The organism is Nocardia brasiliensis (assembly GCF_011801125.1).
In the GTDB taxonomy this organism is placed as follows: domain Bacteria; phylum Actinomycetota; class Actinomycetes; order Mycobacteriales; family Mycobacteriaceae; genus Nocardia; species Nocardia brasiliensis_C.
Genome location: NZ_CP046171.1, coordinates 4740124 through 4762419, shown reverse-complemented (window position 1 = coordinate 4762419; position 22296 = coordinate 4740124). Strand labels below are relative to the sequence as shown.

Genomic DNA, 22296 nt, shown 5'->3' with positions numbered 1-22296 from the left:
CGCCTTGGCGTTGACCCGCACTGTGTCCTGTCGGGCCGCTGCCTACCTGCCTGGCTGCCTGCCTCGCCGATGCCGGGCTCCGGGCTCCGAGCGCGGGTCGCTGCCCCACCGGTGCGCAGGCGAACCTCGCTGGCGGCCTCGGCCGGGTCGCCTCGCCGGGACACCGATTCGCGCGGGCCCGAGGGCGGGTCAAAGGTGCAGGGGCGCAATGTCAAAGGCCGGACGGTCGGAACGGCACGCGCGAAACTCGCACCTACCACGCCTGTCTCGGGAAATGCCGTACTGTGCCCGCGTGCCGCCATCCGCCCTCCGTGACCGCAAACGTGAACGTACCCGCCGCGCTCTGCTCGAGGCAGCCGTAGAGCTTTTCGAGTCCAGAGGCTACGACGAGACGACGGTGGCCGACATCGCGGCGGCGGCCGAGGTGGGCACGCGCACCTTCTTCAACTACTTCGCGAGCAAGGAAGAACTGCTCTTCCCGGAGACCGACGAACGGGTGCGGGCCGCGGTGGCCGCGATCGGCAGCCGCAGGCCGGGGGAGCGTCCGGTCGAGGTGTTACTGCGCGCGTTACGCGCGGCCGGTGACAATCCCGGCGAACATCTCGTCGACGATCTGAGCGCCCGGATCGCGGCGCTGCGCGCGCAGGTGTCGCGCACGGTGCCGTCGGTGAGCGGGCGGGCCGCGCACGCGCAGCTGGTGGCCCAGCGCGAGATCGCCCGGCAGTTGCATGCCGCGTTCCCCGCCGAACTCGACGAGGTCGGCGCCGCAGCGCTGGTCGGCGCGGTCGTCGGCGCGGTGTCCGGCGCGCTCACCGTGCTGTTCCAGCAGCCGATCAACGGCGCCGACGACGGCGAGCGGCTGCACCGGCAGATCCACGAGACCACCTCGCGGGTACTGAAGCCCTGGCTCGCCTCCCAGGTCGAGCCCATCGGCTGAGTCAGCCGAACTGCTGCCAGCCCAGGCGGATCACCATCGCGACGACCACGACGAGCAGTACAACGCGAACGAACTTGGCGCCGTTGCGCAATGCCATGTGGGAGCCGAGGATCGCGCCCGCCACGTTGCCGACCGCCATGGCGGCGCCGAGCAGGAACATGATGTGGCCGGTGAGGCCGAAGAAGATCAGCGCGCCCACGTTGGAGCCGCAGTTGATCACCTTCGCCATCGCGGCCGCCCGCACGAACTCGGTGCCGAGCAGTGTCGCGAACGTGATGATGAGGAAGGTCCCGGTGCCGGGGCCGAGCAGTCCGTCGTAGAACCCCACGAGGCCGGCGGCGAGCGCGACCGTGAGGATCACTTTGCGCCGGGTCGGCGCGTGCGTGGCGAGCGTGACGCCGATCGAGGGGCGCAGCGTGACGAACAGCGCGACGCCGACGAGCACCACCATCACGATCGGAATGAACAGGTCGCGGTCGATCAACGACACCGCGGCGGCTCCGACGCCCGCGGTCACCGCCGCGATACCCGCCGCTGGAATCAGCACCCGCCACTGCATCGGCACCTTCCTGGCGAAGGTCAGCACCGACGCACCGGTACCCGCGACGGCGGCGAGCTTGTTCGTGCCGAGCGCGGTCTGCGGCGCGATGTTCGGCGCGACGAGAAACAACGTCGGCAGGATGATCAGCCCGCCGCCGCCGACCACCGCGTCCACCCAACCCGCGGCCGTCGCCGCGGTGATCAACACCGCCCAATCACCGATCTGCACGGGCTAAGCCAACCAGGCAGGCGAATGCGGGCCAGTCAGCAGTCCAGTTCGGCTCCCCGTCGCGGGTGCGGCTGCCGGGTGTCGAGCCCGTGCCGACCTAGGGTGGACTGGTGCGCCGGTTCAGTCTGTGGCTTCGCGGGAAGCCCATCGTCTCGGATTCGATCTTGGCGGCGTTCCTTCTGCTGCTCGAGGTGCTCAGCGTCGGGAGCGCGTCGCACAAGGCCGCGTTCCTCGCGGTCGGGGTGTTCCTCCCGCTGCCGATCGTGTTGCGCCGGGTGTATCCGCGCGCGATGGCGGCGGCCACGCTGGTCTCGTCGCTGGTCGCGACCGCGGTCGGCTACGTGGTCGGGGACGACGCCGATCACATCACGCTGTTCAGCCTCGGGCTCATGCTGTACACGCTGGTCGCCTATGTGGGCAGGCGAGAGGGCCTGTGGTTCGGGCTCGGCGTGGTGCTCGACTCGGCGCTGTCGAATCTGGCCATCGACAAGCCAGCGGGTGGCGAGGCCATCTTCACCGTCATGTTCTTCGCGCTGTGCTGGACGCTCGCGGAGTTCATCGGCGCGCGGCACGCCTATGACACCGAGGTGGCGGCGCGGCTCGCGGTCGCCGACTACGACAAGGAGCGCCGGGCACACGACGCGGTCTCGGCCGAACGCACCCGTATTGCCCGCGAACTGCACGATGTGGTCGCGCACGCGGTGAGCGTGATCATCGTGCAGGCCGACGGGGCGAAGTACGCGCTGCGCCGCGACCCCGACGCCGCCGAGCAGGCGCTCACCACCATCGCGGGCACCGGGCGCGAGGCACTGCGCGAACTGCGCAGAACCGTCGCGCTGCTGCGCACCGAACACGCCCCCGACCAGCTGCCTCAGCACGGCACCGCCGGGCTCGCGCGGGTGGTGGACATGATGCGTGGCGCCGGGCTCGCCGTGGAACTCGAAATGACCGGCGAACTCGACGATGTCGCGCCCGAGGTCAGCCTCGGCGTGCATCGCATCGTGCAGGAGTCGCTGACGAACACGCTGCGGCACGCGGGCCCGCACCCCAAGGCGTGGGTGCGCGTGCGCCGCCGCGACACCGACGTGACGATCGAGATCTCCGACACCGGCGGCGTTCCCCTGGACGAGCCCGCGGTCCGGATCAAAGGCGGCGGAATGGGTTTGGTCGGCATGCGCGAGCGCATCGCGGTGCTCGGCGGCACGCTGGAGACCGGCCGCGCCGCGGACGGGGCATGGCGAGTGCGGGCCACCATCCCGCTCGCGCCCGGCTTGCCGGAATAGGTTGGCAGACCGTTCGCGGCCGCTCGCACGTTAGATTAGGTGCGTGCCGATCACCGTTCTCGTTGTCGATGACCAGGAACTCATGCGAATGGGGTTGAAGATGGTGCTCGGCGCGCACCCCGACATCGAGGTGATCGGGGAGGCGGCCAACGGGGCGGCGGCGGTGAGCCGGGCCGCGGAACTGGTGCCCGATGTGGTGCTCATGGATGTGCGGATGCCGGTGGTCGACGGTGTCACCGCGACCTCCCGGATCGTCGAGGCCGGACACGGCTGCCGCGTGCTGGTGATGACCACCTTCGATCTGGACGAGCACGCGCTCGGCGCGCTGCGCGCGGGCGCGAGCGGCTTCCTGCTCAAGGACACGCCGCCGGAGGATCTGATCTCGGCGATCCGCAGCGTCGCCGCCGGTGACGCGGTCGTCTCGCCGAAGGTGACCAAGCGCCTGCTGGACCGGCTCATCGCCGAGGATCCCGCGCGGATGCGCGACCCCGGTGTGCTCGAGGTGCTCACCGCCAGGGAGCGGGAGGTGCTCGAGCAGATCGCGGCGGGCCGATCCAATGCCGAGATCGCCGAACAGCTGTATCTGTCCGAGGCCACCGTGAAGACCCACGTCGGTCGCGTGCTCACCAAACTCGGCCTGCGCGACCGGGTGCAGGCCGTGGTGCTGGCCTACGAGACCGGGCTGGTCCGGCCGGGCGGCTAGGCCCTGGCTGGTGCCGCGTCCAGGAAACCGCGATCTCATCGGACTCTCAGGCGAATCCGGGAGAAAATCGGGCCGGCCGGACGTTGCACTGAGTAGATCGTCCGAAAGGAACGCCATGCCCGCCCTGGTATTCGTGCTCTATGTGATCACCGAGATCGCCGCCCTGGTCGCCGTCGGCCAGTGGCTCGGCGTGGTCCCGGCCATCCTGCTGCTCATCGCCGGTTCGGCGGCGGGCATGCTGCTGGTCGGCTCGCAGGGACGGCGGGTGTTCGAGCAGTTCCGCCGGGTCGGGCGCGGCGAACTCGCGCCGGGGACCGCGGTCGCCGACGGCGCCCTCGTCGCGACCGGCGGGGTCCTGATGTTCGTGCCCGGCCTGGTCACGTCGTTGATCGGGCTGTTTTTGCTGTTGCCGCCGACCCGATTCCTGGTGCGGCCGCTGGCGGCCGCGTTCGCCGCGCGCCGGGTGGCGAAGTTTCAAGCGGCCATGCCCTACCGCGGCGTGGTGATCGACGGCGGCGAGGTGATCGACGGCACCGTGGTGCACCAGTACTACGACGACGGGCAGGGCAACGCCCGCCGCGCGATCACCAACCTGTAGCCGCGGAAGTACCAAAGGGTGGTAGCGCTATTACCAACGAGTAGTAAAGACACTCCAGGCCGCTAGGGGATCGCGGCGCCGAGGGACTATGGTGACGCGATGACCACCGAGCAACTCACCATCACGGTGAGCGAAGAGCTGGCCGTCGCGGTGAAGCGCGCGGCCGCGGCTGCGGGACAGTCGATCTCCGGATTCGCCGCCGCCGCGTTGCGGCTGGAGCTGATCGCCGTCGAAGCGGGCTGCCGCTCCGGCTCGCCGTGCGCTCCCGACGCCGCCCCGCCGCGCTTCGCCGACGTGATGACGGTGCTGGCGCACGCCGAGGATGTGCGTCAACCCGTATTGAACGGCTGACCCGCAGGCCCGAATCGGGCATACGGCAGACTGGGGCCTCGTGAATACCCAGTTGCTGATCGGCGGTCGTATCTACAGCTCCAGTTCTCCGGACGCGACGGCGATGGCGGTGGCCGACGGCACCGTGGTGTGGCTCGGCGCCGAACAACCCGGTCGGGCACTGCATCCCGACGCCGAGATCATCGATCTGGACGGCGCGTTCGTCGCCCCGGCGTTCGTCGACCCGCACGTGCACGTCACCGCGCTGGGACTGAAGCTCACCGGACTCGACCTGTCCGCCGCCCGGTCGCTGGCGCACTGCCTGACCTTGCTGCGCGAGTTCGCCGCGGCCCGGCCCGAGGGCGCGATCCTCGGTGACGGCTGGGACGAGACCACCTGGCCGGAGGGCAGGCCGCCCACGGTCGAGGAGATCGATCAGGCCGCGGGTGCCCGGCACGTCTACCTGTCCCGGGTGGACGCGCACTCGGCCGTCGTATCGTCCACGCTGCTGGACGCGCTGCCCGAGGTGCGCGCGGCCGAGGGCTTCACCCGCGGTGCGCCGGTCCGGGCGCGAGCACACCACCTGGTGCGGGCCAGGGTGCTCGCGGAACTCGATCGGGCACAACGGGATCGGGCGCGAGCGGCGGCGCTGGACCACGCGGCCGCGCACGGCATCGTCGCGGTGCACGAGTGCGCGGGCCCGGAGATCTCCGGTCGCACCGATGTGCGCGAACTCCTCGATTTCCGGCACGGCGTCGAGGTGCGGGCCTACTGGGGCGAGGCGGTGCGCAGCGCCGAGCAGGCGCGCGCACTGGTCGCCGAACTCGGCGTGCACGCGCTCGGCGGCGACCTGTTCGTCGACGGCTCCTTCGGCTCGCACACCGCCTGGCTGCGCGACGACTACGCCGACGAACCAGGTACCGGCCGCTCGTATCTCGACGCCGAGGCGATCGCCGCGCATGTCGCCGCCTGCACCGAGGCGGGCATCCAGGCGGGCTTCCACGTGATCGGCGACGCCGCGATGGACGCGGTGGTCGCCGGATTCGAACGCGTGGTCGGCGAATTCGGCGGTCCGGCGGTCGCGGCGCGCGGGCACCGGGTGGAGCACGCCGAGCTTCTCGATGCCGAACAGATCGGCAAGCTCGCCGCCTGGGGTGTGATCGCCAGTGTGCAACCGGGATTCGACGCGGCCTGGGGCGGCGAGGACGGCATGTACGCGGCGCGCCTCGGCGTGACCAGGGCCGCCGCGTTGAACCCGTTCGCGGCGATGGCCTCGTCGGGCATCGCGCTGGCCGTCGGCTCGGACGCGCCGGTCACCGCGCTGGACCCCTGGGCGGCGGTGCGCGCGGCCGTCCACCATCGCACCCCCGGCCACGGGCTCTCGCCGCGGGCCGCGTTCGCCGCGGCGACCAGGGGCGCGTGGCGCGCGGGCGGGGTCAGGGACGGCATCGCGGGCACCCTGGTGCCCGGGGCGCCCGCGTCCTACGCGGTGTGGGAGGCCGACGAGCTGGTGGTGGCCGCGGCGGCCGACTCGGTGCAGCGCTGGTCCACCGACCCGCGCTCGCGGGTGCCGGGATTGCCACCGCTGCAACCGGGTTCGGCGTTGCCCAGGTGCCTGCGCACCGTGCACCGCGGGGTCACGATCTATGCCGCGTGAGTATCGCGGCGGATCATCGAGGTCGCGCCGCCGTGCGCGGGAAGGCGACGCGGGTGCGTGAGCGAATGACGGGTGTGCTGAACCGGTTTCCGGTGCTGTCGCGGTCGGTGGCGGCGATCTGCGCGGGGCTGTTGATCTTCGGGAGCTTCCCGCCGCGGCCGTGGTGGTTCCTCGCCCCGCTCGGCCTCGCGGTGCTCACCCTCGTGGTGCGCGACGCGGGGCGGGTGCGGGCCGGATTCGGGTACGGATTCCTGGCGGGCCTGGCGTTCTTCGTGCCGTTGCTGCCGTGGACCGGCATCTACGTCGGTCCGGTGCCGTGGTTGGCGCTGTCCATGGTGTGCGCGCTGTATATCGGACTGTTCGGCGTGCTGGCGCGTGTGGTGGGACGAATTCCGGGGTGGCCGCTGTGGGTGGCGCTGGCCTGGGCGAGCGCGGAGTGGGCCCGCTCCAGCTTCCCGTTCGGCGGATTCCCCTGGGGCCGTTTGGCCTTCGGACAGGCCGACGGCTGGTTCCTCGCGCTCGCCGCGCTCGGCGGCGCGCCATTCGTCAGCTTCGCCGTGGCGCTCACCGGTACCGGCGCCGCGGCGTTGGTCCTGCGACTGCGCGCGCTGTTCGCCACCGCGCGGCAGGCCGCTGAGCCCCGGCCGGACCGCGAAAGCGGTACCGCCAAGGCAGCGCACGACGTCGACCCCGGTGCGCCTGTGAGCGTCGCAGGTCGGGCCGCCTGGCGCGGATTCGCCGCCGCCACCGCGACTCTCGCGGTGCTGCCGCTGGCCGGGCTGCTGCTCGGCGCCGCGCTGCCCGCGCCCGATCAGGGGGATCGGACGATCACCGTGGCGGCGATCCAGGGCAGCGTGCCGCGCCTCGGGCTCGATTTCAACGCGCAGCGGCGCGCGGTGCTCGACAACCACGTGCGGCGCACCGAGGAGCTGGCGCGGGCGGTCGCGGCGGGACGGGCGAAACGGCCGGATGTGGTGATCTGGCCGGAGAATTCGTCCGATATCGATCCGCTGCGCAACGCGGACGCGGCAGCGCTGATCACCGGCGCCTCCGAGCGGATCGGCGCGCCGATCCTGGTGGGCGCGGTGCTGGTGAACGGCGATCGGACCACGACGAACTCGGTGATCGTGTGGAACGGCGCCGCGGGCCCGGGGGAGCGACACGACAAGAAGATCATCCAGCCCTTCGGCGAGTACCTGCCGATGCGCTCGTTCTTCCGGCTGTTCTCCGAATATGCCGATCGCGCCGGGTATTTCGTGCCGGGCAACGGCGACGGCGTGGTTCGCGCGGCAGGCATCGATATCGGCGTGGCGACCTGCTACGAGGTCGCCTTCGACCGCGCCTTCGAGGACGCGATGCGCGCGGGCGCGCAACTGCTCACCGTGCCGACGAACAACGCGACCTTCGGCGACAGCGAGATGACCTATCAGCAGCTGGCGATGTCGCGGATCAGGGCGGTCGAGCACGGCAGGGCGCTCGTGGTCGCGGCGACCTCCGGGGTCAGCGCGATCATCGCGGCGGATGGCACTGTGCGACAAGAGAGTCCGCAATTCGTGCCGGCCGCGCTGGTGGCCGAGCTGCCGCTGCGCAGCAGCAACACCATCGCTACTTTCGTTGGGCCGCTGCCGGAGCGGGTGTTCGTCGCGCTGACGGTCGCGGCCGTGGTCGCCGGGTTGATCCGTCAACGTCGTTCGCGGCGGGCGAGCATGATCACCACCGACGTGCCGCGGGTCACATTATCCGACGAAAAGTGATCTCGGGGACTAACCGGACCCTCGGTATCTTCTGTGATTGCTGTAGCCGAACCGTGATGTAGCGAACTATTCGCACATACGCATTGTTGATGTTGTATTCGCTTGTCAGCAGTGGTTTTTCCTGGGCTTTTAACTGGCCGAACTGGGCGAATTGTCGTGTTAGCCAAAAGTTTGCTATGCAAGTTCGGCTGGGATAGCTAGCCTGCGATGTGAAACAAATCCGCCACGCTGGCAATCCGGCCGATCAGACGCTCCGAATCATAGGGCGTGGATCACTTTTCACGGTCGGCCTCGCGTGCCTTGCTGTGGTCAGTGTTCTGGAAGTTGCGTCGAACAGCGGCAGAACGGAGTGATTGATGAGTTCATTGGCCACGGACAGCGTCGACCAATGTTCATCGGGCGAATCCTCGGCACAGCCATTCGTCTTGTCGCCAGCTCAAACGGCGCTCTGGTACGCACAGCGGATTCGTCCGGATGTGCCGTTGACGATCGCCCAGTATGTCGAGATCCACGGTGATCTGGATGTCGGCCGCCTGTTGTACGCGATCGAGCGCTTCGGAGCGGAGGCGGAGGTCGGCAGGCTGCGCCTGGCGGAAATCGACGGAATCCCGCACCAGATAGTCGATCCCGCGCGCAGGCCCGGCTGGGCCAGGGTGGATCTGCGCGGCGAGGCCGACCCGAAGGCGGCGGCGCTGCGCTGGATGCACGAGTACACCGGCTCGCCGATCGATCTCGAGCGCGACCCGCTCACCGCGAATGTGGTACTGCGCATCGGGGATTCGGATTACATCTGGTACTCCCGTGCCCATCACATCGTGATCGACGGCTACGGCGCGATGAACGCGCTCACCCGCACCGCCGAGATCTACACCGCGCTGGAGAACCAGACCGAGCCGGTGGTCTCGCGCGCCGCGCCGCTGGCCGAGATCTACGCCGACGAGGTCCGCTACCGCGAGACCAGCAGGTTCCGCGCCGATCGCGACTACTGGCTCGAGCAGCTGGCCGGCGCGGGCGAGCCGATGAGCCTCGGCGGCGCCACCGTCACCGCCGCCGCCAACGACGCGGGCCGCCGCATCGCCGCCGGCGTGCTCGACGACCCGGCCCAGGAGGCGATGGACGCGGCAGTCACCACCTTCGGCACCGCCAACTCGGCGCTGTTCGTCGCCGCGCTCGCCGCGTATGTGCGTTCGGTGACCGGTAATCCGGATGTGGTGCTGAGCCTGCCGGTGTCCGCGCGCACCACGGTGTCGCTGCGCCGCTCGGCCGGTGTGGTGTCCAACGTGGTCCCCATCCGGTTGCGGTTCGGCGCCGAGACGACCGTCGCCGATGTGGTGAAGGCGACCGAACTCCAGATCACCGGCGCGCTGCGGCATCAGCGCTACCGGCACGACGACATCCGCCGCGACTGCGGCTACTCCCGGGACGCGCGCGGGTTCTTCGGGCCGATGGTCAACATCATGCTCTTCCACGACGAGCTGACCTTCGGCAGCCTGGTCGGCTCGTTGAACGTGCTGGCCACCGGTCCGGTCGAGGACCTGTCGGTGAACCTGTACAACGGTGTCGGCGGCCGCATCCACGTCGACTTCGAGGCCAACCCGCGGCTCTACGGCGAGGCCGAGGTGGCGGTGCACCACGAGCGCTTCCTCGATTTCCTCACCCGATTCCTCGGCGCCGCACCGGAGACCCCGGCGCAGACGCTCACCGCGATCACCGCCGCCGAGCACGAGCGCGTGCTGCACGCGTGGAACGCCACCGAGACGCCGCGGCAGCCGGGCACCCTCGCCGAGCTGTTCGCCGAGCGCGCGGCCGCGTGCCCCGACGCGATCGCGCTGGAGTCCGGCTCGGACCCGGCCGAGACGCTCACCTATCGCGAACTCGACGAGCGCGCCAATCGCCTGGCCCGTCTGCTCATCGAGCGCGGCGCGGGGCCGGAGACCGCGGTCGCGCTGTGCCTGCGCCGCAGCATCGATCTCGTGGTCGGCATGTACGCCGTCGTCAAGACGGGCGCGGCCTATCTGCCGCTGGATCCGGAGCATCCGGCCGAACGGCTCGATCAGATCGTGCGGCAGGCGTCCCCGGTCTGTGTGCTGACTGTCGCGCGTGACGGACTGGCGATGCCCGAATCCGCTGCCGCGCTTGCCATCGACACCGTCGAGCTGTCCGGTTACGCGGCCGCGCCGATCACCGACGCCGACCGCACCGCCGCCCTGCGTCCGGACCACCTCGCCTACGTCATCTTCACCTCCGGCTCGACCGGCAAGCCCAAGGGCGTCGGCGTGAGCCATGCCGCGATCGTGAACCGGTTGCGCTGGATGCAGCACGAGTACCCGCTCGAGCCCGCCGATGTGGTGTTGCAGAAGACGCCTGCCACCTTCGACGTGTCGGTGTGGGAGTTCTTCTGGCCCTTGCAAATCGGTGCGCGGCTGGTCGTCGCGGCGCACGACGGGCACCGCGACCCCGGCTACCTGGCCCGGCTGATCGCCGAAAGGGGCATCACCACGGCGCATTTCGTGCCGTCCATGCTCTCGGTGTTCGTCACCGACACCGACGTGCGCGGCTGCACGGCGTTGCGTCAGGTGTTCTGCAGCGGCGAGGCGCTGCCCGCGGCCACCGTCCGGGATTTCCACGCCGCGCTGCACACCCAGCCCGGCGCGCCGCGTCCCGCGCTGCACAACCTGTACGGACCGACCGAGGCCGCCGTCGACGTCACCTACTGGCCGTGCCCGGCCGACCCGGCGACCGTGCCGATCGGCTCGCCGGTCTGGAACACCCAGACCTACGTGCTGGATTCGCGGTTGCGGCCGGTACCGCCCGGCGTGGTCGGCGAGCTGTATCTGGCCGGTGTGCAGCTGGCCCGCGGCTATCTCGGGCAGCCACGGCTCACCGCGGATCGCTTCGTGGCCAACCCGTTCGGGACCGGTGTGCGCATGTACCGCACCGGCGACCTGGCCCGCTGGCAGCTCGGCACCGACGGGCCCGGCGTCCTGGAATACATGGGCCGCAGCGATTTCCAGGTCAAGATCCGCGGTCTGCGGATCGAGCTCGGCGAGATCGAGGCCGCGCTGCTCGACGATGCGCGGGTGGCCAGGGCGGTGTGTGTGGCGCACGCGGGGCGCAACGGCGACGAACTCGTCGGGTACGTGGTCGCGGCCCCCGCCGCAGGCAGGCTGGACACCGCGGCGCTGCTCACCGAGCTGCGCCGGACGCTACCCGGCTACATGGTGCCCTCGGCGCTGATGGAACTCGACGAGCTCCCGCTCAGCGCCAACGGCAAGATCGACCGCAAGGCCCTGCCCGCACCGGTCGCGGTCCGTGCCGCCGGTCGCTCCACCGCCGAACCGCGCACCGAGGTGGAGCGGGTGCTGGCGCGGGTGTTCACCGAGATGCTCGGCACCGAGGTCGGCGTCGAGGACAGCTTCTTCGATCTGGGCGGCAACTCGCTGGTCGCCGCCCGCGCGGTGGCCAGGATCAATGCCGCGCTCGGCACCGGCCTGACCATTCGCGACCTGTTCGAGGCGTCCACCATCGCCGCGCTCACCCAGCGCTTCGCCACCCACACCGCCGACGTGTCCTCGCCGAAACTCGTTGCGGCGCAACGTCCCGATCGGATCCCGCTGTCACTGGCCCAGCAGCGGCTGTGGATCCTCAACCGCTTCGCCGAACACGCGGCGGCCTACAACATGCCGCTGGCCGTGCGAATCGAGGGCGCTCTCGACGTCGAGGCACTGCGCGCCGGGCTGGTCGACGTGATCGAACGGCACGAGAGCCTGCGCACCACCTTCCCCGAGACCGCCGAGGGGCCGGTGCAGCGGATCCATCCGGCCGCGGAGATCCCGCTCACCCTGGACCCGATCGACGCCGCGGGCGCGGAGGTGGCGGATCTGGCCACCGAGTTCGCCGGTTACGGCTTCGATCTGCGCAGCCAGGCGCCGATCCGGGTGGCGCTCTACACGACCGGGCCGGACCAGTGGGTGTTCCTGGTGGTGCTGCACCACATCTGCGGTGACGGGTGGTCGATCGCGCCGCTGGCCAGGGATCTGATGACCGCGGTCACCGCGCGCGGCACCGGCGCCGCGCCGCAGTGGGCGCCGCTGCCGGTGCAGTACGCCGACTTCGCGCTGTGGCAGCGCGAACTGCTCGGCAACGAGTCCGATCCGGCGAGCGCACTGAGCGGTCAGCTGACGCACTGGCGTTCGGCCCTGGCGGGGCTGCCCGATCAGCTCGATCTGCCGCTGGACCGGCCGCGCCCGCTGCGCAGGTCCACCACCGGCGGCCGGGTCGAGTTCACCATCGCCCCCGAGATCCGCCGCGCCGCAAGCGAACTGGCCGCCGCCCGCGGCGTCAGCATGTTCATGGTGCTGCACGCCGCGCTGGCCACGCTGCTCTCGCGGCTGTGCGCGAGCACCGATATCGCCATCGGCACCCCGATCGCGGGCCGCTCCGATCCGGCGCTGGACGAGCTGGTCGGCATGTTCGTCAACACGCTGGTGCTGCGCACCGAGATCGACCCCGCCGCGGGCTTCGACCGGATGCTCGACGTGGTGCGCGAGACCGACCTCAACGCCTTCGCCAACGCCGACGTGCCGTTCGAGCGGCTGGTCGAGGTGGTCAACCCCGAGCGCTCCGCCGCCAGGCACCCGCTGTTCCAGGTGATGCTGTCCTACGACCGCGATCCGGATCTGCGCATCGAGCTGCCCGGTGTGCGGGCCGAGGTGCTGCCGATCGTCTCCGATATCGCGAAGTTCGATCTGCAGCTGGTGGTGCACGACGACGTCACCGAGGGGCCGCTGAGCGCCGAGTTCGGTTATGCCACCGATATTTTCGATCGTGCCACGGTCGAGTCGTTCGCTCGGCGGTTCGTCGCGGTGCTGAACGCCGTCGTCGCCGCGCCCAGCATGCCGATCGGCGATCTGAGCATTCTCGATCGGCGCGAGATCGCCAATCTGGTGCCCATCGCGGGCGCGCCCGCCGAACCGTTCACCACCCTGGCCCGCCTGCTCAGCGACACCGCGGAGCGGTTGCCGGACGCGGTGGCCGTGCGCTACCTCGGCGTGGACACCACCTATCGGGAACTCGACGAGTCCTCGAATCGGCTGGCGCGCGTGCTGATCGAGCACGGCGCAGGCCCCGAGGTGGTCGTCGCGATCGCGCTGCCGCGTGGGCTGGACGCGATCACCGCCGTGTGGGCGGTCGCGAAAACCGGTGCGGCGTATGTGCCGATCGATCCGAGCTATCCGGGCGAACGCATCGCGCACATGATCGGCGACTCCGGCGCCATCCTCGGCCTGACCGACGCCGAATGCCTTGCGGCCATGCCGGAGTGGCCCGCGCCGCGCGGCAAACACCGCAAGATCTATGTCGACTGGCTGGTGCTCGGTTCGGCCGAACTCGCCGCGGAGGCGGCGCAGTGCTCGATCGCCCCGATCACCGACGCGGACCGGCATCATTCGCTGTGCACGGTGCACCCCGCCTATCTGATCTACACCTCCGGCTCGACCGGCAAGCCCAAGGCCGTTGTGCTCACCCACGCCGGACTCGCCTCGCTGGCCAACGAGCAGATCCACCTGTTCGGGGTCACCGATTCGGCTCGGACGCTGCACTTCTCGTCGCCGAGCTTCGACGCGTCGGTGCTGGAGCTGCTGCTCGGTTTCGCCGCGGGCGCGACCATCGTCGTGGCGCCTGCCGGCATGTACGGCGGCGCGGAACTGGCCGGGCTGCTGCGCACCGAACGGGTCACCCACGCGTTCGTCACGCCCGCAGCCCTGGCCACGGTGCCGACCGAGGGCCTCGACGAGCTCGAGGCGGTCATCGTCGGTGGCGAGGCCTGCTCGGAGGAATTGGTCGAGACCTGGTCGGCCGAGCACCGCATGCACAACATGTACGGTCCGTCGGAGGCGACCGTCGCCGCCACCGCGACCGGGCCGATGGTGCCGGGCCGCCCGGTGCCGCTCGGCCAGCCCATTCGCGGCATGCGCCTGTTCGTGCTCGACGGACGGCTGCACCCGGTGCCGCCGGGCACCCCCGGCGAGCTGTACCTGTCCGGTCCCGGTCTGGCGCGCGGCTACCACGGCCGTTACGGCCTCACCGCGCAACGGTTCGTGGCCAACCCGCATGGCAGGCGCGGCGAACGGATGTACCGCACCGGCGATCTCGTGGTGGTCGAGACCGGCGGCGCCGTGCGCTTCCTCGGGCGCGCCGACGACCAGATCAAGATCCGCGGCTTCCGGATCGAGCTCAGCGAGATCGATCACGTGCTGCGCGCGCACCCCGGCGTGAATTTCGCGCTCACCGTGGTCCATACCGACGAGCACGGCCAGCCGCGACTGGCCTCCTACGTCACCGCGGACGAGCCGGTTACAGCAGCCGACCTCACCGAGACCGCGCGGCAGCGGCTGCCCGGCTACATGGTGCCCGCCTCGGTCACCGTGCTGGACGAGCTGCCGGTCACCCCGGCGGGCAAACTGGATCGGAAAGCCTTGCCGGAGCCCGTTTTCGCGGCGGGCGGCACGTCGCGGGCGCCTGCCACGGAGCTGGAGCTGCGGGTCGCGGGCGTGTTCGGGGAGATCCTCGGCCGTCCCGTCACCGGCGCCGAGGACAGCTTCTTCGATGTCGGCGGCAACTCGCTGCTGGCCACCCGGCTCGCGGCCGCGCTGCACGCGGAGTTCGGCGTCGACCTGCCGGTGCGGGTGATCTTCGAGGCGCCGACCGTCGCCGGGGTCGCCGAGCGGCTCACGGAAGCGCCCCGGACGCAGCGGTTGGCGCTGGCTGTGCAGACCACGCGTCCGGGACGCATTCCATTGTCGCTGCCGCAGCAGCGCCTGTGGTTCCTCAACCGATATTCTCCCGAATCGAGCGCATATAACATCGCTTTCGTTATCCGGATCTCGGGTGATCTCGATGTGGCCGCGTTGCGCGCGGCGCTCACCGACCTGGTCGAGCGGCACGAGGTGCTGCGCACGATCTTCCCGGAGGACAGCGCGGGCGCCCAGCAGGTGGTGTTGCCCACCGCGCGCGCGTTGCCCGTGGTCGAGCCGATCGACACCGACGAGGCGGGCGCGGCGGCCGCGCTCGGCGCGCTCGCGCATCGCGGCTTCGACCTGACCCGTGCCACGCCGCTGCGAATGACGTTGCTGCGCACCGACGCCGAGCGCTACCTGCTCGGCATCGTGGTGCACCACATCGCCGCCGACGGCTGGTCGCTCGGCCCGCTGACCCGAGACCTGGCCGCCGCCTACGTGGCGCGGCACGAGGGGGCGGCACCGGCCTGGACCCCACTTCCGGTGCAATACGCGGACTTCGGGCTGTGGCAGCGTGCCTGCCTCGGCGACGAGAACGAGCCGGGCAGCCTCGCGGCAGGCCAGCTCGCCTACTGGCGGGAGGCCCTGGCCGACCTGCCCGCGGAACTGCCGCTGCCGTATGACCGGCCGCGCCCCGCCGAGCCGAACCAGCACGCGGGCAGCGTGCCGTTCACGGTGCCGGAGCCGGTGCAGCGGGCACTCGCCGAGCTCGCCAAGGAGCAGGGCGTCAGCATGTTCATGGTGTTGCGCTCCGCGCTGGCGGTGCTGCTGCGCGGCGTGACCGGCGGGCGCGACATCGTGATCGGCACCCCGGTGGCCGGGCGTACCGACACCAAGCTCGACGAGCTGGTCGGCATGTTCGTCAACACCCTGGTGTTGCGCTCCGACGTGGACCCGGACCGCCCGTTCGCCGGTCTGCTGCGGGCCGACCGCGATACCGAGCTGGCCGCGATGGCGCACGCCGACATCCCGTTCGAGCGGGTGGTGGAGGAGCTGGCCTCGACCTCGACCCGGGGCAGGCACCCGCTGTTCCAGGTGGCGCTGACCGTGCAGGACGGGCCGGTGCCGATGCTGGAGCTGCCCGGCCTCGCCCTGCGCGCGGAGGAACTCGACATCGCGCTGGCCAAGTTCGATCTGGAACTGCGGGTCGCCCACATCGGCTGCGACGCCGGACCGGGCGAGCCCGGTCGCGCGTTCGAGTTCGTCTATGCCGCGGAGCTTTTCGACGAGGCGACGATCCACACCCTGGCCGACCGGTTCCTGCGGGTGCTGGCCGCGGTCACGGCCGATCCGCGAGTGCTGGTGCGCGACATCGACACCCGTACCGAACGGGAACGTCGGCTGTTCGCCCCGGCGACCGGCGGGCCGACCACGCCGCAGTGCACCCTTGCCGCGTACTTCACCGCGACCGCGCACATGCACCCGCATCGCACCGCGGTGCGCTCCGGCGCGGCCACGCTCACCTACGCCGAGCTCGACCGGCGCTCGAATCGGCTGGCCCGCGCGCTGATCGCGCGGGACATCGGCGCCGGGGACCGGGTGGCGCTCGGGCTCACCCGCTCGGTCGAGTCGGTGCTCACCGTGCTCGCGGTGGTGAAGACCGGCGCCGCGTTCGTGCCGGTCGACCCGAACTACCCGGCGGATCGGGTGCGCCACATGCTCGCCGACGCGGGCTGCTGGGTCGGCGTCACCGTCGGCGCGTACGCCGAGCGGCTGTACGCGGCGGGCATGGACGGCGCGGCGACGGACTGGCTGCTGCTCGACGACCCGGCCGTGCGCGCCGAGCTGGAAACCTATGACGACGCACTGGTCGACGATCTCGACCGCATGTGCACCATCGAGGCGGGCGACCTGGCCTACCTCATCTACACCTCCGGCTCCACCGGAAAACCCAAGGGCGTCGCGGTCACCCATGCCGGACTGTCCAATTTCGCGGACGAACTCCGCGATCGGATGCGGGTCGACCGCGAGTCGCGGACACTGCATTTCGCCTCGCCGAGTTTCGACGCGGCGGTGCTGGATCTGCTGCTCGCGGTCGGCTCCGGTGCCGCCATGGTGCTTTGCCCGCCCGAGGTGTACGGCGGTGACGAGCTGGCCGCGCTGATGGAGCGGGAACGGATCACGCACACCTTCATGACCCCGGCCGCGCTGGCCACCATCGACCACGAGCGGTGGCCGCTGCCGCACCTGCGCGCGCTGATGGTCGGTGGCGAGGCCTGCGCTCCGGATCTGGTGGCGCGGTGGGCGCCGGGCCGGACCATGCTCAACGGTTACGGACCCACCGAGACGACGATCGTCGCCACCATCGCCACGCTCACCCCGGACCGTCCGGTCACCATCGGCACGCTGGTGCGCGGCGTGCGGGCGCTGGTGCTCGACGAGCGGCTGCGCCCGGTGCCGGTGGGCGTGCCCGGCGATCTGTACCTCGGTGGGCACGGTGTCGCGCGTGGCTATTTCGATCGATTCGGGCTCACCGCGCTGCGTTTCGTGGCCGACCCGTTCGGCCCGGCCGGCGCGCGGCTGTACCGTACCGGCGACGTGGTGCGCTGGAACGACGCCGGTGAGCTGTGCTACCTCGGGCGCAGCGACCATCAGGTGAAGGTGCGCGGCTTCCGGATCGAGCTCGGCGAGATCACCGCCGCGCTCGGCGAGCATCCCGCGGTGCGGTTCGCGCACACCGAGGTTCGGCGGATCGCGGGCGCCGACCGGATCGTGGCGTTCGTGCAGCCCGCCGACGAGCAGGCCGGTGTGGACGTGGAGGAGCTGCGCGCGCATCTGGGCACCCAGCTGCCCGCGCACATGGTGCCCGCGAGCATCACTGTGCTGGACCGGATTCCGCTCACGCCCGTTGGCAAGCTGGACAGCGCCGCGCTGCCCGAGCCGAGGCTGGCCGTCGCCGCGGCGACCCGCGAGCCTGCGACCCCGTCGGAGTGCCTGGTCGCGCGGGTGATGGGGGAGCTGGTGGGAGTCGAGACGGTGTACGCCGACGACAGCTTCTTCGATATCGGCGGAAACTCGCTGCTGGCAACCCAACTCGTCGCGCGGCTGGCGGCGGCGACGAACACCAGGCTCGAGGTGCGCACCGTGTTCGCCGCGCCGCGGGTCGCCGAGCTGGCCGCGCTGCTCGACTCGGGGCCGGCGGGCACCGGATCGCGCCCGGCGCTGGTGCGGCGGGATCGCCCGGAGCGGATCCCGCTCTCGGCGGCGCAGCGCAGGCTGTGGTTCCTCAACCGCTTCAACGGCATCGGCGACGCGGCCGACGGGGCCGACCTGTCCGCGGGCGCGTACAACATCCCGGTGGTGCTGCGGATGAACGGCGCGCTGAACGTCGACGCGCTGGTCGTCGCGCTGCACGAGGTGCAGGGCAGGCACGAGACGTTGCGGACGGTGTTCCCGGAGATCGGCGGTGAACCGACCCAGCAGGTGCTCGATCTGGTCACCGCGGCGATCACGCTGTTCGTCGCCACGGTCCGCCCGGACGAGGTCGACGACGCGGTACGGCGTTTCGCCGCACCGGGATTCGACCTCGCCGCGGTGGTGCCGATGCGGGCCGCGCTGATCTCGGTGTCGCCGCAGGGCGATCGTGGCGTGCGCAATCCGGCCGAGGTGTCCGACGAGCACGTGCTCGTGCTCGTGGTGCACCACATCGCGATGGACGGGCAGTCGCTCGCGCCGCTGGCGCTCGACGTGGCCACCGCGTACCGGGCCGCGTGCGCGGGCAGGTCGCCGGAGTGGGACGAGCCTGCGGTGCAGTACGTGGATTACACGCTGTGGCAACAGGACACGCTCGGCACCGAGGACGACCCGGACTCGGTGATCCGCGGCCAGCTCGACTACTGGCGTGCCCACCTGGACGGCCTGCCCGAGCTGCTCACCCTGCCCGCCGACCGGCGCAGGCCGCCGGTGCCGTCCTATCGCGGCGGGCTGGTCGAGTGCGAGATCGACGCGTTCACCCACCGCGCCCTGCACCGGGTCGCGGCCAGCAACAACGTCAGCATGTTCATGGTGCTGCACGCCGCGCTCGCGGTGCTGCTGCACCGGATGTCGGCGACCGAGGACATCTGCGTCGGCACACCGATCGCCGGGCGCGGTCATCCCGCGCTCGACCCGTTGATCGGCATGTTCGTCAATACGCTTGTGCTGCGCACCCGGATCGATCCGGACGCACGGTTCACCGATCTGCTGCACACCGTGCGCGACATCGACCTGGACGCGTTCGCACACGCCGAGGTGCCGTTCGAGCGCCTCGTCGAGGTGCTGAATCCGGCACGGTCGCAGGCCCATCACCCGCTGTTCCAGGTGATGCTCTCGGTGCAGAACCAGCCGGTCGGCGGGGTGGAACTGCCCGATCTGCGGATCGAGGCGGCCGATGTCGACACCGGCATCGCCAAGTTCGATCTGCAGTTCACCCTCACCGAAGCGCAGACGCCGGAACGGGATCCGGCCGGTATCACGCTGTCGGTCAACTATGCGAGCGACCTGTTCGACGAGCAGACCGCGCTGCGGCTCGGCAACCGCCTGGTACGCCTGCTCGCCGCGGTCGTGGCCAATCCGACCACCGCCGTGGGGGATCTGGAACTGCTCGATCCCGCCGAGTGGTCCGGGCTGGCCCCGGTGCGCGGCGCGGAGCCGGATCGTCCGGTCACCTTCCCCGAGGTGTTCGCGGCAGCGGCGGCGGTGGACCGCGCCGCGATCGCGTTGCGCGCGGACGGCACGCAGGTCAGCTACGACGCGCTGGACCGCTGGACCAACCGGCTCGCCAGGGTGCTGATCGGTCGCGGGGTCGGCCCGGAAACGCTGGTGGCACTCGGTATTCCGCGTTCGGTGGAGTCGGTGGCCACGGTGCTCGCGGTGGCCAAGGCCGGGGCGGCGTTCGTGCCGGTCGACCCGAACTATCCGGCCCAGCGCATCGCGCACATGCTCGCCGATTCGGGTGCGGCACTTGGCATCACGCTCGGCGCGCATCGCGGCGAGCTGCCCGGGGAGGTGGAGTGGATCGTGCTCGACGATCCGGACTTCCGTGGGCTGGTGCTGGATTCGCCGGACGGGCCGATCGCCGCGACAGAGCGCACCGCGCCGCTGCGGATGGACAACCCCGCGTACGTGATCTACACCTCCGGTTCCACCGGCACGCCCAAGGGCGTCGTGGTCACCCATGGCGGCCTGTCCAACTTCGCCGCGGAGACCGCGCAGCGCTTCGACGTGCGCTCCGGATGCCGGGTGCTGCATTTCGCCACGCCGAGCTTCGACGCGGCCATGCTCGACCTGCTGCTCGCGCTCGGCGGCGCGGCCACCCTGGTGATCGCGCCGGCCGGCGTGGTCGGCGGCGCGGATCTGGCGCGGCTGTTCATCGACGAGGCGATCACGCACGCGTTCATCACCACCTCCGCGCTCGGCACGGTGGATCCCACCGGCGTCACCGCGCTGCGGCATGTGCTGGTCGGCGGTGAGGCGCTGCCGCCGGATCTGGTGACCCGGTGGGCGCCGAACCGCAACCTGTACAACGTGTACGGGCCCACCGAGACCACCATCGTCACGGTGATCTCCCAGCCGATGACGCCGGGCGGCCCGATCACCATCGGCGGCCCGATCCGCGGGGTCAGCGCGACCATCCTGGACGGCCGCCTGCATCCGGCTCCGGTCGGGGTCACCGGCGAACTGCACCTGTCCGGCTCGGCGCTGGCGCGCGGCTACCTGAACCGTCCCGGTCTGACGGCGCAGAAGTTCGTCGCGAATCCGTTCGGCAAGCCGGGCGAGCGCATGTACCGCACCGGCGACCTGGTGCGCTGGTGGTCGGGCGCGGGCGCGGTGGCCGCGGGCCGTGACAACGGCCGGGAGATCGAGTACGTCGGACGCACCGACCATCAGGTCAAGATCCGCGGCTTCCGCATCGAACTCGGCGAGATCGACGCGGCGCTGGCCAAGCACGCCGGGGTGGAGTTCGCCACAACCATCGGGCATCGCACGCCGGCGGGCAGTACCGCGCTGGTGTCGTATGTCAAGGCGCGCGACGGTATCGGCCTCACCGCGGCCGAACTCACCGAGCACGTGGCCGGGCTGGTGCCGAACTACATGGTGCCGCAGTCGATCATGCTGCTCGACCAGGTGCCGCTCAGCCCGGTCGGCAAGCTGGATCGAAAAGCCCTGCCGGAACCGGTGTTCGCGGCGGCCGACGGTTATCGCGCGCCCGCGACGCCGACCGAGGTCGCCCTGTGCGCGGCCTTCGCGGCGGTGCTCGGGGTCGAGACGGTGGGCGCCGACGACGGGTTCTTCGAGCTCGGCGGCAACTCGCTGCTGGCCACGAAAGTCGTTGCGCAGGTGCGGGCCAACGGCCTCGATCTGCCGGTGCAGGCGATGTTCGGCGAGGCGACCCCGGCCGCCATCGCCGCCCGGCTCGACGGGGCGGGCGCAGGCATCGCGGCGGCGCTCGGCCCGGTGCTGCCGATCCGGCCCAACGGCAAGGCGGCGCCGCTGTTCTGCGTCCATCCCGCGATCGGGTTGGCCTGGTGCTACGCGGGCCTGCTCGCGCACCTCGCGCCGGACCGTCCGGTCTATGGGTTGCAGGCACCGCACATCGTCGGCGAGGACGGGTTCGCCTCGATCGCCGAGGCGGCCGAACAGTATGTGGCCCATATCAAGTCGATCCAACCCAGCGGTCCCTACCACCTGCTCGGCTGGTCGCTCGGCGGCCTGATCGCGCACGAGGTGGCCGTGCAGTTGCAAGACGCGGGCGAGGAGGTGGCGCTGCTGTCGATGATGGACAGCTACCGCCTCTCCGACGCCTGGCTCGAGCACGCGATCCCGAGCGTGGCCGAGATCATCGAGGAGTTCGGCAGCGACCAGCTCGACGCGCCGCTCGACCCCGCGATGAACCTGCGCGACGCGGCAGAGCTGCTGCGCGCGCGTCCGGGGCCGTTCGCGGCGCTCACCGTGGAGCACCTCGAACGGCTCTACGCCGGCTATACCAACGGCACCCTGCTCGCGCACGGCTTCCGTCCCCGCGTCTTCGACGGCGATCTGCTGTTCTTCACCGCCGCCGCGGACGAGATCAACCGGGCCGATCCGGAACGCACCGCGGCGGCCTGGCAGCCGTTCGTCACCGGTGATATCCGCGATCACGAACTGCCGTGCCGGCATTCGGCGATGACCGCGCCCGAATCGCTCGCCGCGATCGGGCAGGTGCTGCGCGGCGCACTGGACGGCGATCCGGTGCTACTGCCCGCCGGCGCGCAACCAGCGAAGAACGGGGTGCGCCGAGCCAAGAACGGCGCACGGAAGGAGAAGCAGAGGTGAACGGGCAATACCCGGCCACGCGCCAGTCGATGCGCCAGGAGCGAGCGGCGGTGCCCACGGTGGGGCCGGCCACGGCCGGTGACTGCGAGGTGGACGGGCTCGATCTGTCCATGCTGCGGCCGTTTCGGGCCGTCGCTCGCTCCGCCCGGCGCACTACCGAGGCGAGGGCGGCCGA

The 22296-nt window shown here is 71.0% G+C and carries 9 protein-coding genes; 8 read left to right on the top strand and 1 reads right to left on the bottom strand.

The genetic code is table 11. The features are described from left to right. The first annotated feature begins 292 nt into the window (after nucleotides 1-292). Nucleotides 293-937 carry a TetR/AcrR family transcriptional regulator gene (locus tag F5X71_RS21410; protein WP_238815382.1) on the top strand — a complete coding sequence of 215 codons (645 nt, stop codon included), beginning with the start codon at nucleotides 293-295 and terminating at the stop codon, nucleotides 935-937. Between the two features lies 1 nt (nucleotide 938). On the opposite strand, the gene F5X71_RS21405 is transcribed toward F5X71_RS21410, so the two are convergent. Continuing rightward, nucleotides 939-1706: a TSUP family transporter gene (locus tag F5X71_RS21405; RefSeq protein ID WP_167463654.1), complete on the bottom strand. Its 768-nt coding sequence runs from the start codon at nucleotides 1704-1706 to the stop codon at nucleotides 939-941. 110 nt (nucleotides 1707-1816) lie between these two features. On the opposite strand from F5X71_RS21405, the gene F5X71_RS21400 reads away from it, so the two are divergent. The 7 genes from F5X71_RS21400 (at nucleotide 1817) to F5X71_RS21370 (ending at nucleotide 22121) form a co-directional block, all read left to right on the top strand. After that, complete coding sequence (locus tag F5X71_RS21400; RefSeq protein ID WP_167463653.1) at nucleotides 1817-2989, top strand: sensor histidine kinase; 1173 nt, start codon at nucleotides 1817-1819, stop codon at nucleotides 2987-2989. A gap of 43 nt (nucleotides 2990-3032) precedes the next feature. Then, nucleotides 3033-3692 carry a response regulator gene (locus F5X71_RS21395; protein ID WP_167463652.1) on the top strand — a complete coding sequence of 220 codons (660 nt, stop codon included), beginning with the start codon at nucleotides 3033-3035 and terminating at the stop codon, nucleotides 3690-3692. 115 nt (nucleotides 3693-3807) lie between these two features. Next, nucleotides 3808-4290, top strand: coding sequence for an FxsA family protein (locus tag F5X71_RS21390; RefSeq protein ID WP_167463651.1), 483 nt, complete (start codon nucleotides 3808-3810; stop codon nucleotides 4288-4290). A 99-nt stretch (nucleotides 4291-4389) separates the two neighbouring features. Next, nucleotides 4390-4641: a hypothetical protein gene (locus F5X71_RS21385; protein WP_167463650.1), complete on the top strand. Its 252-nt coding sequence runs from the start codon at nucleotides 4390-4392 to the stop codon at nucleotides 4639-4641. Between the two features lie 40 nt (nucleotides 4642-4681). Continuing rightward, on the top strand, nucleotides 4682-6277 hold the full coding sequence (locus F5X71_RS21380; RefSeq protein WP_167463649.1) for an amidohydrolase: 1596 nt from the start codon (nucleotides 4682-4684) through the stop codon (nucleotides 6275-6277). Between the two features lie 65 nt (nucleotides 6278-6342). Then, entirely contained in the window at nucleotides 6343-8031 is a 1689-nt protein-coding gene (lnt, locus tag F5X71_RS21375; protein ID WP_167466619.1) for an apolipoprotein N-acyltransferase, read from the top strand. A 476-nt stretch (nucleotides 8032-8507) separates the two neighbouring features. Next, the gene (locus F5X71_RS21370; protein WP_428981498.1) at nucleotides 8508-22121 is read left to right on the top strand and encodes an amino acid adenylation domain-containing protein; all 13614 of its coding nucleotides are present in this window, start codon (nucleotides 8508-8510) and stop codon (nucleotides 22119-22121) included. The last annotated feature ends 175 nt before the right edge of the window (nucleotides 22122-22296 follow it).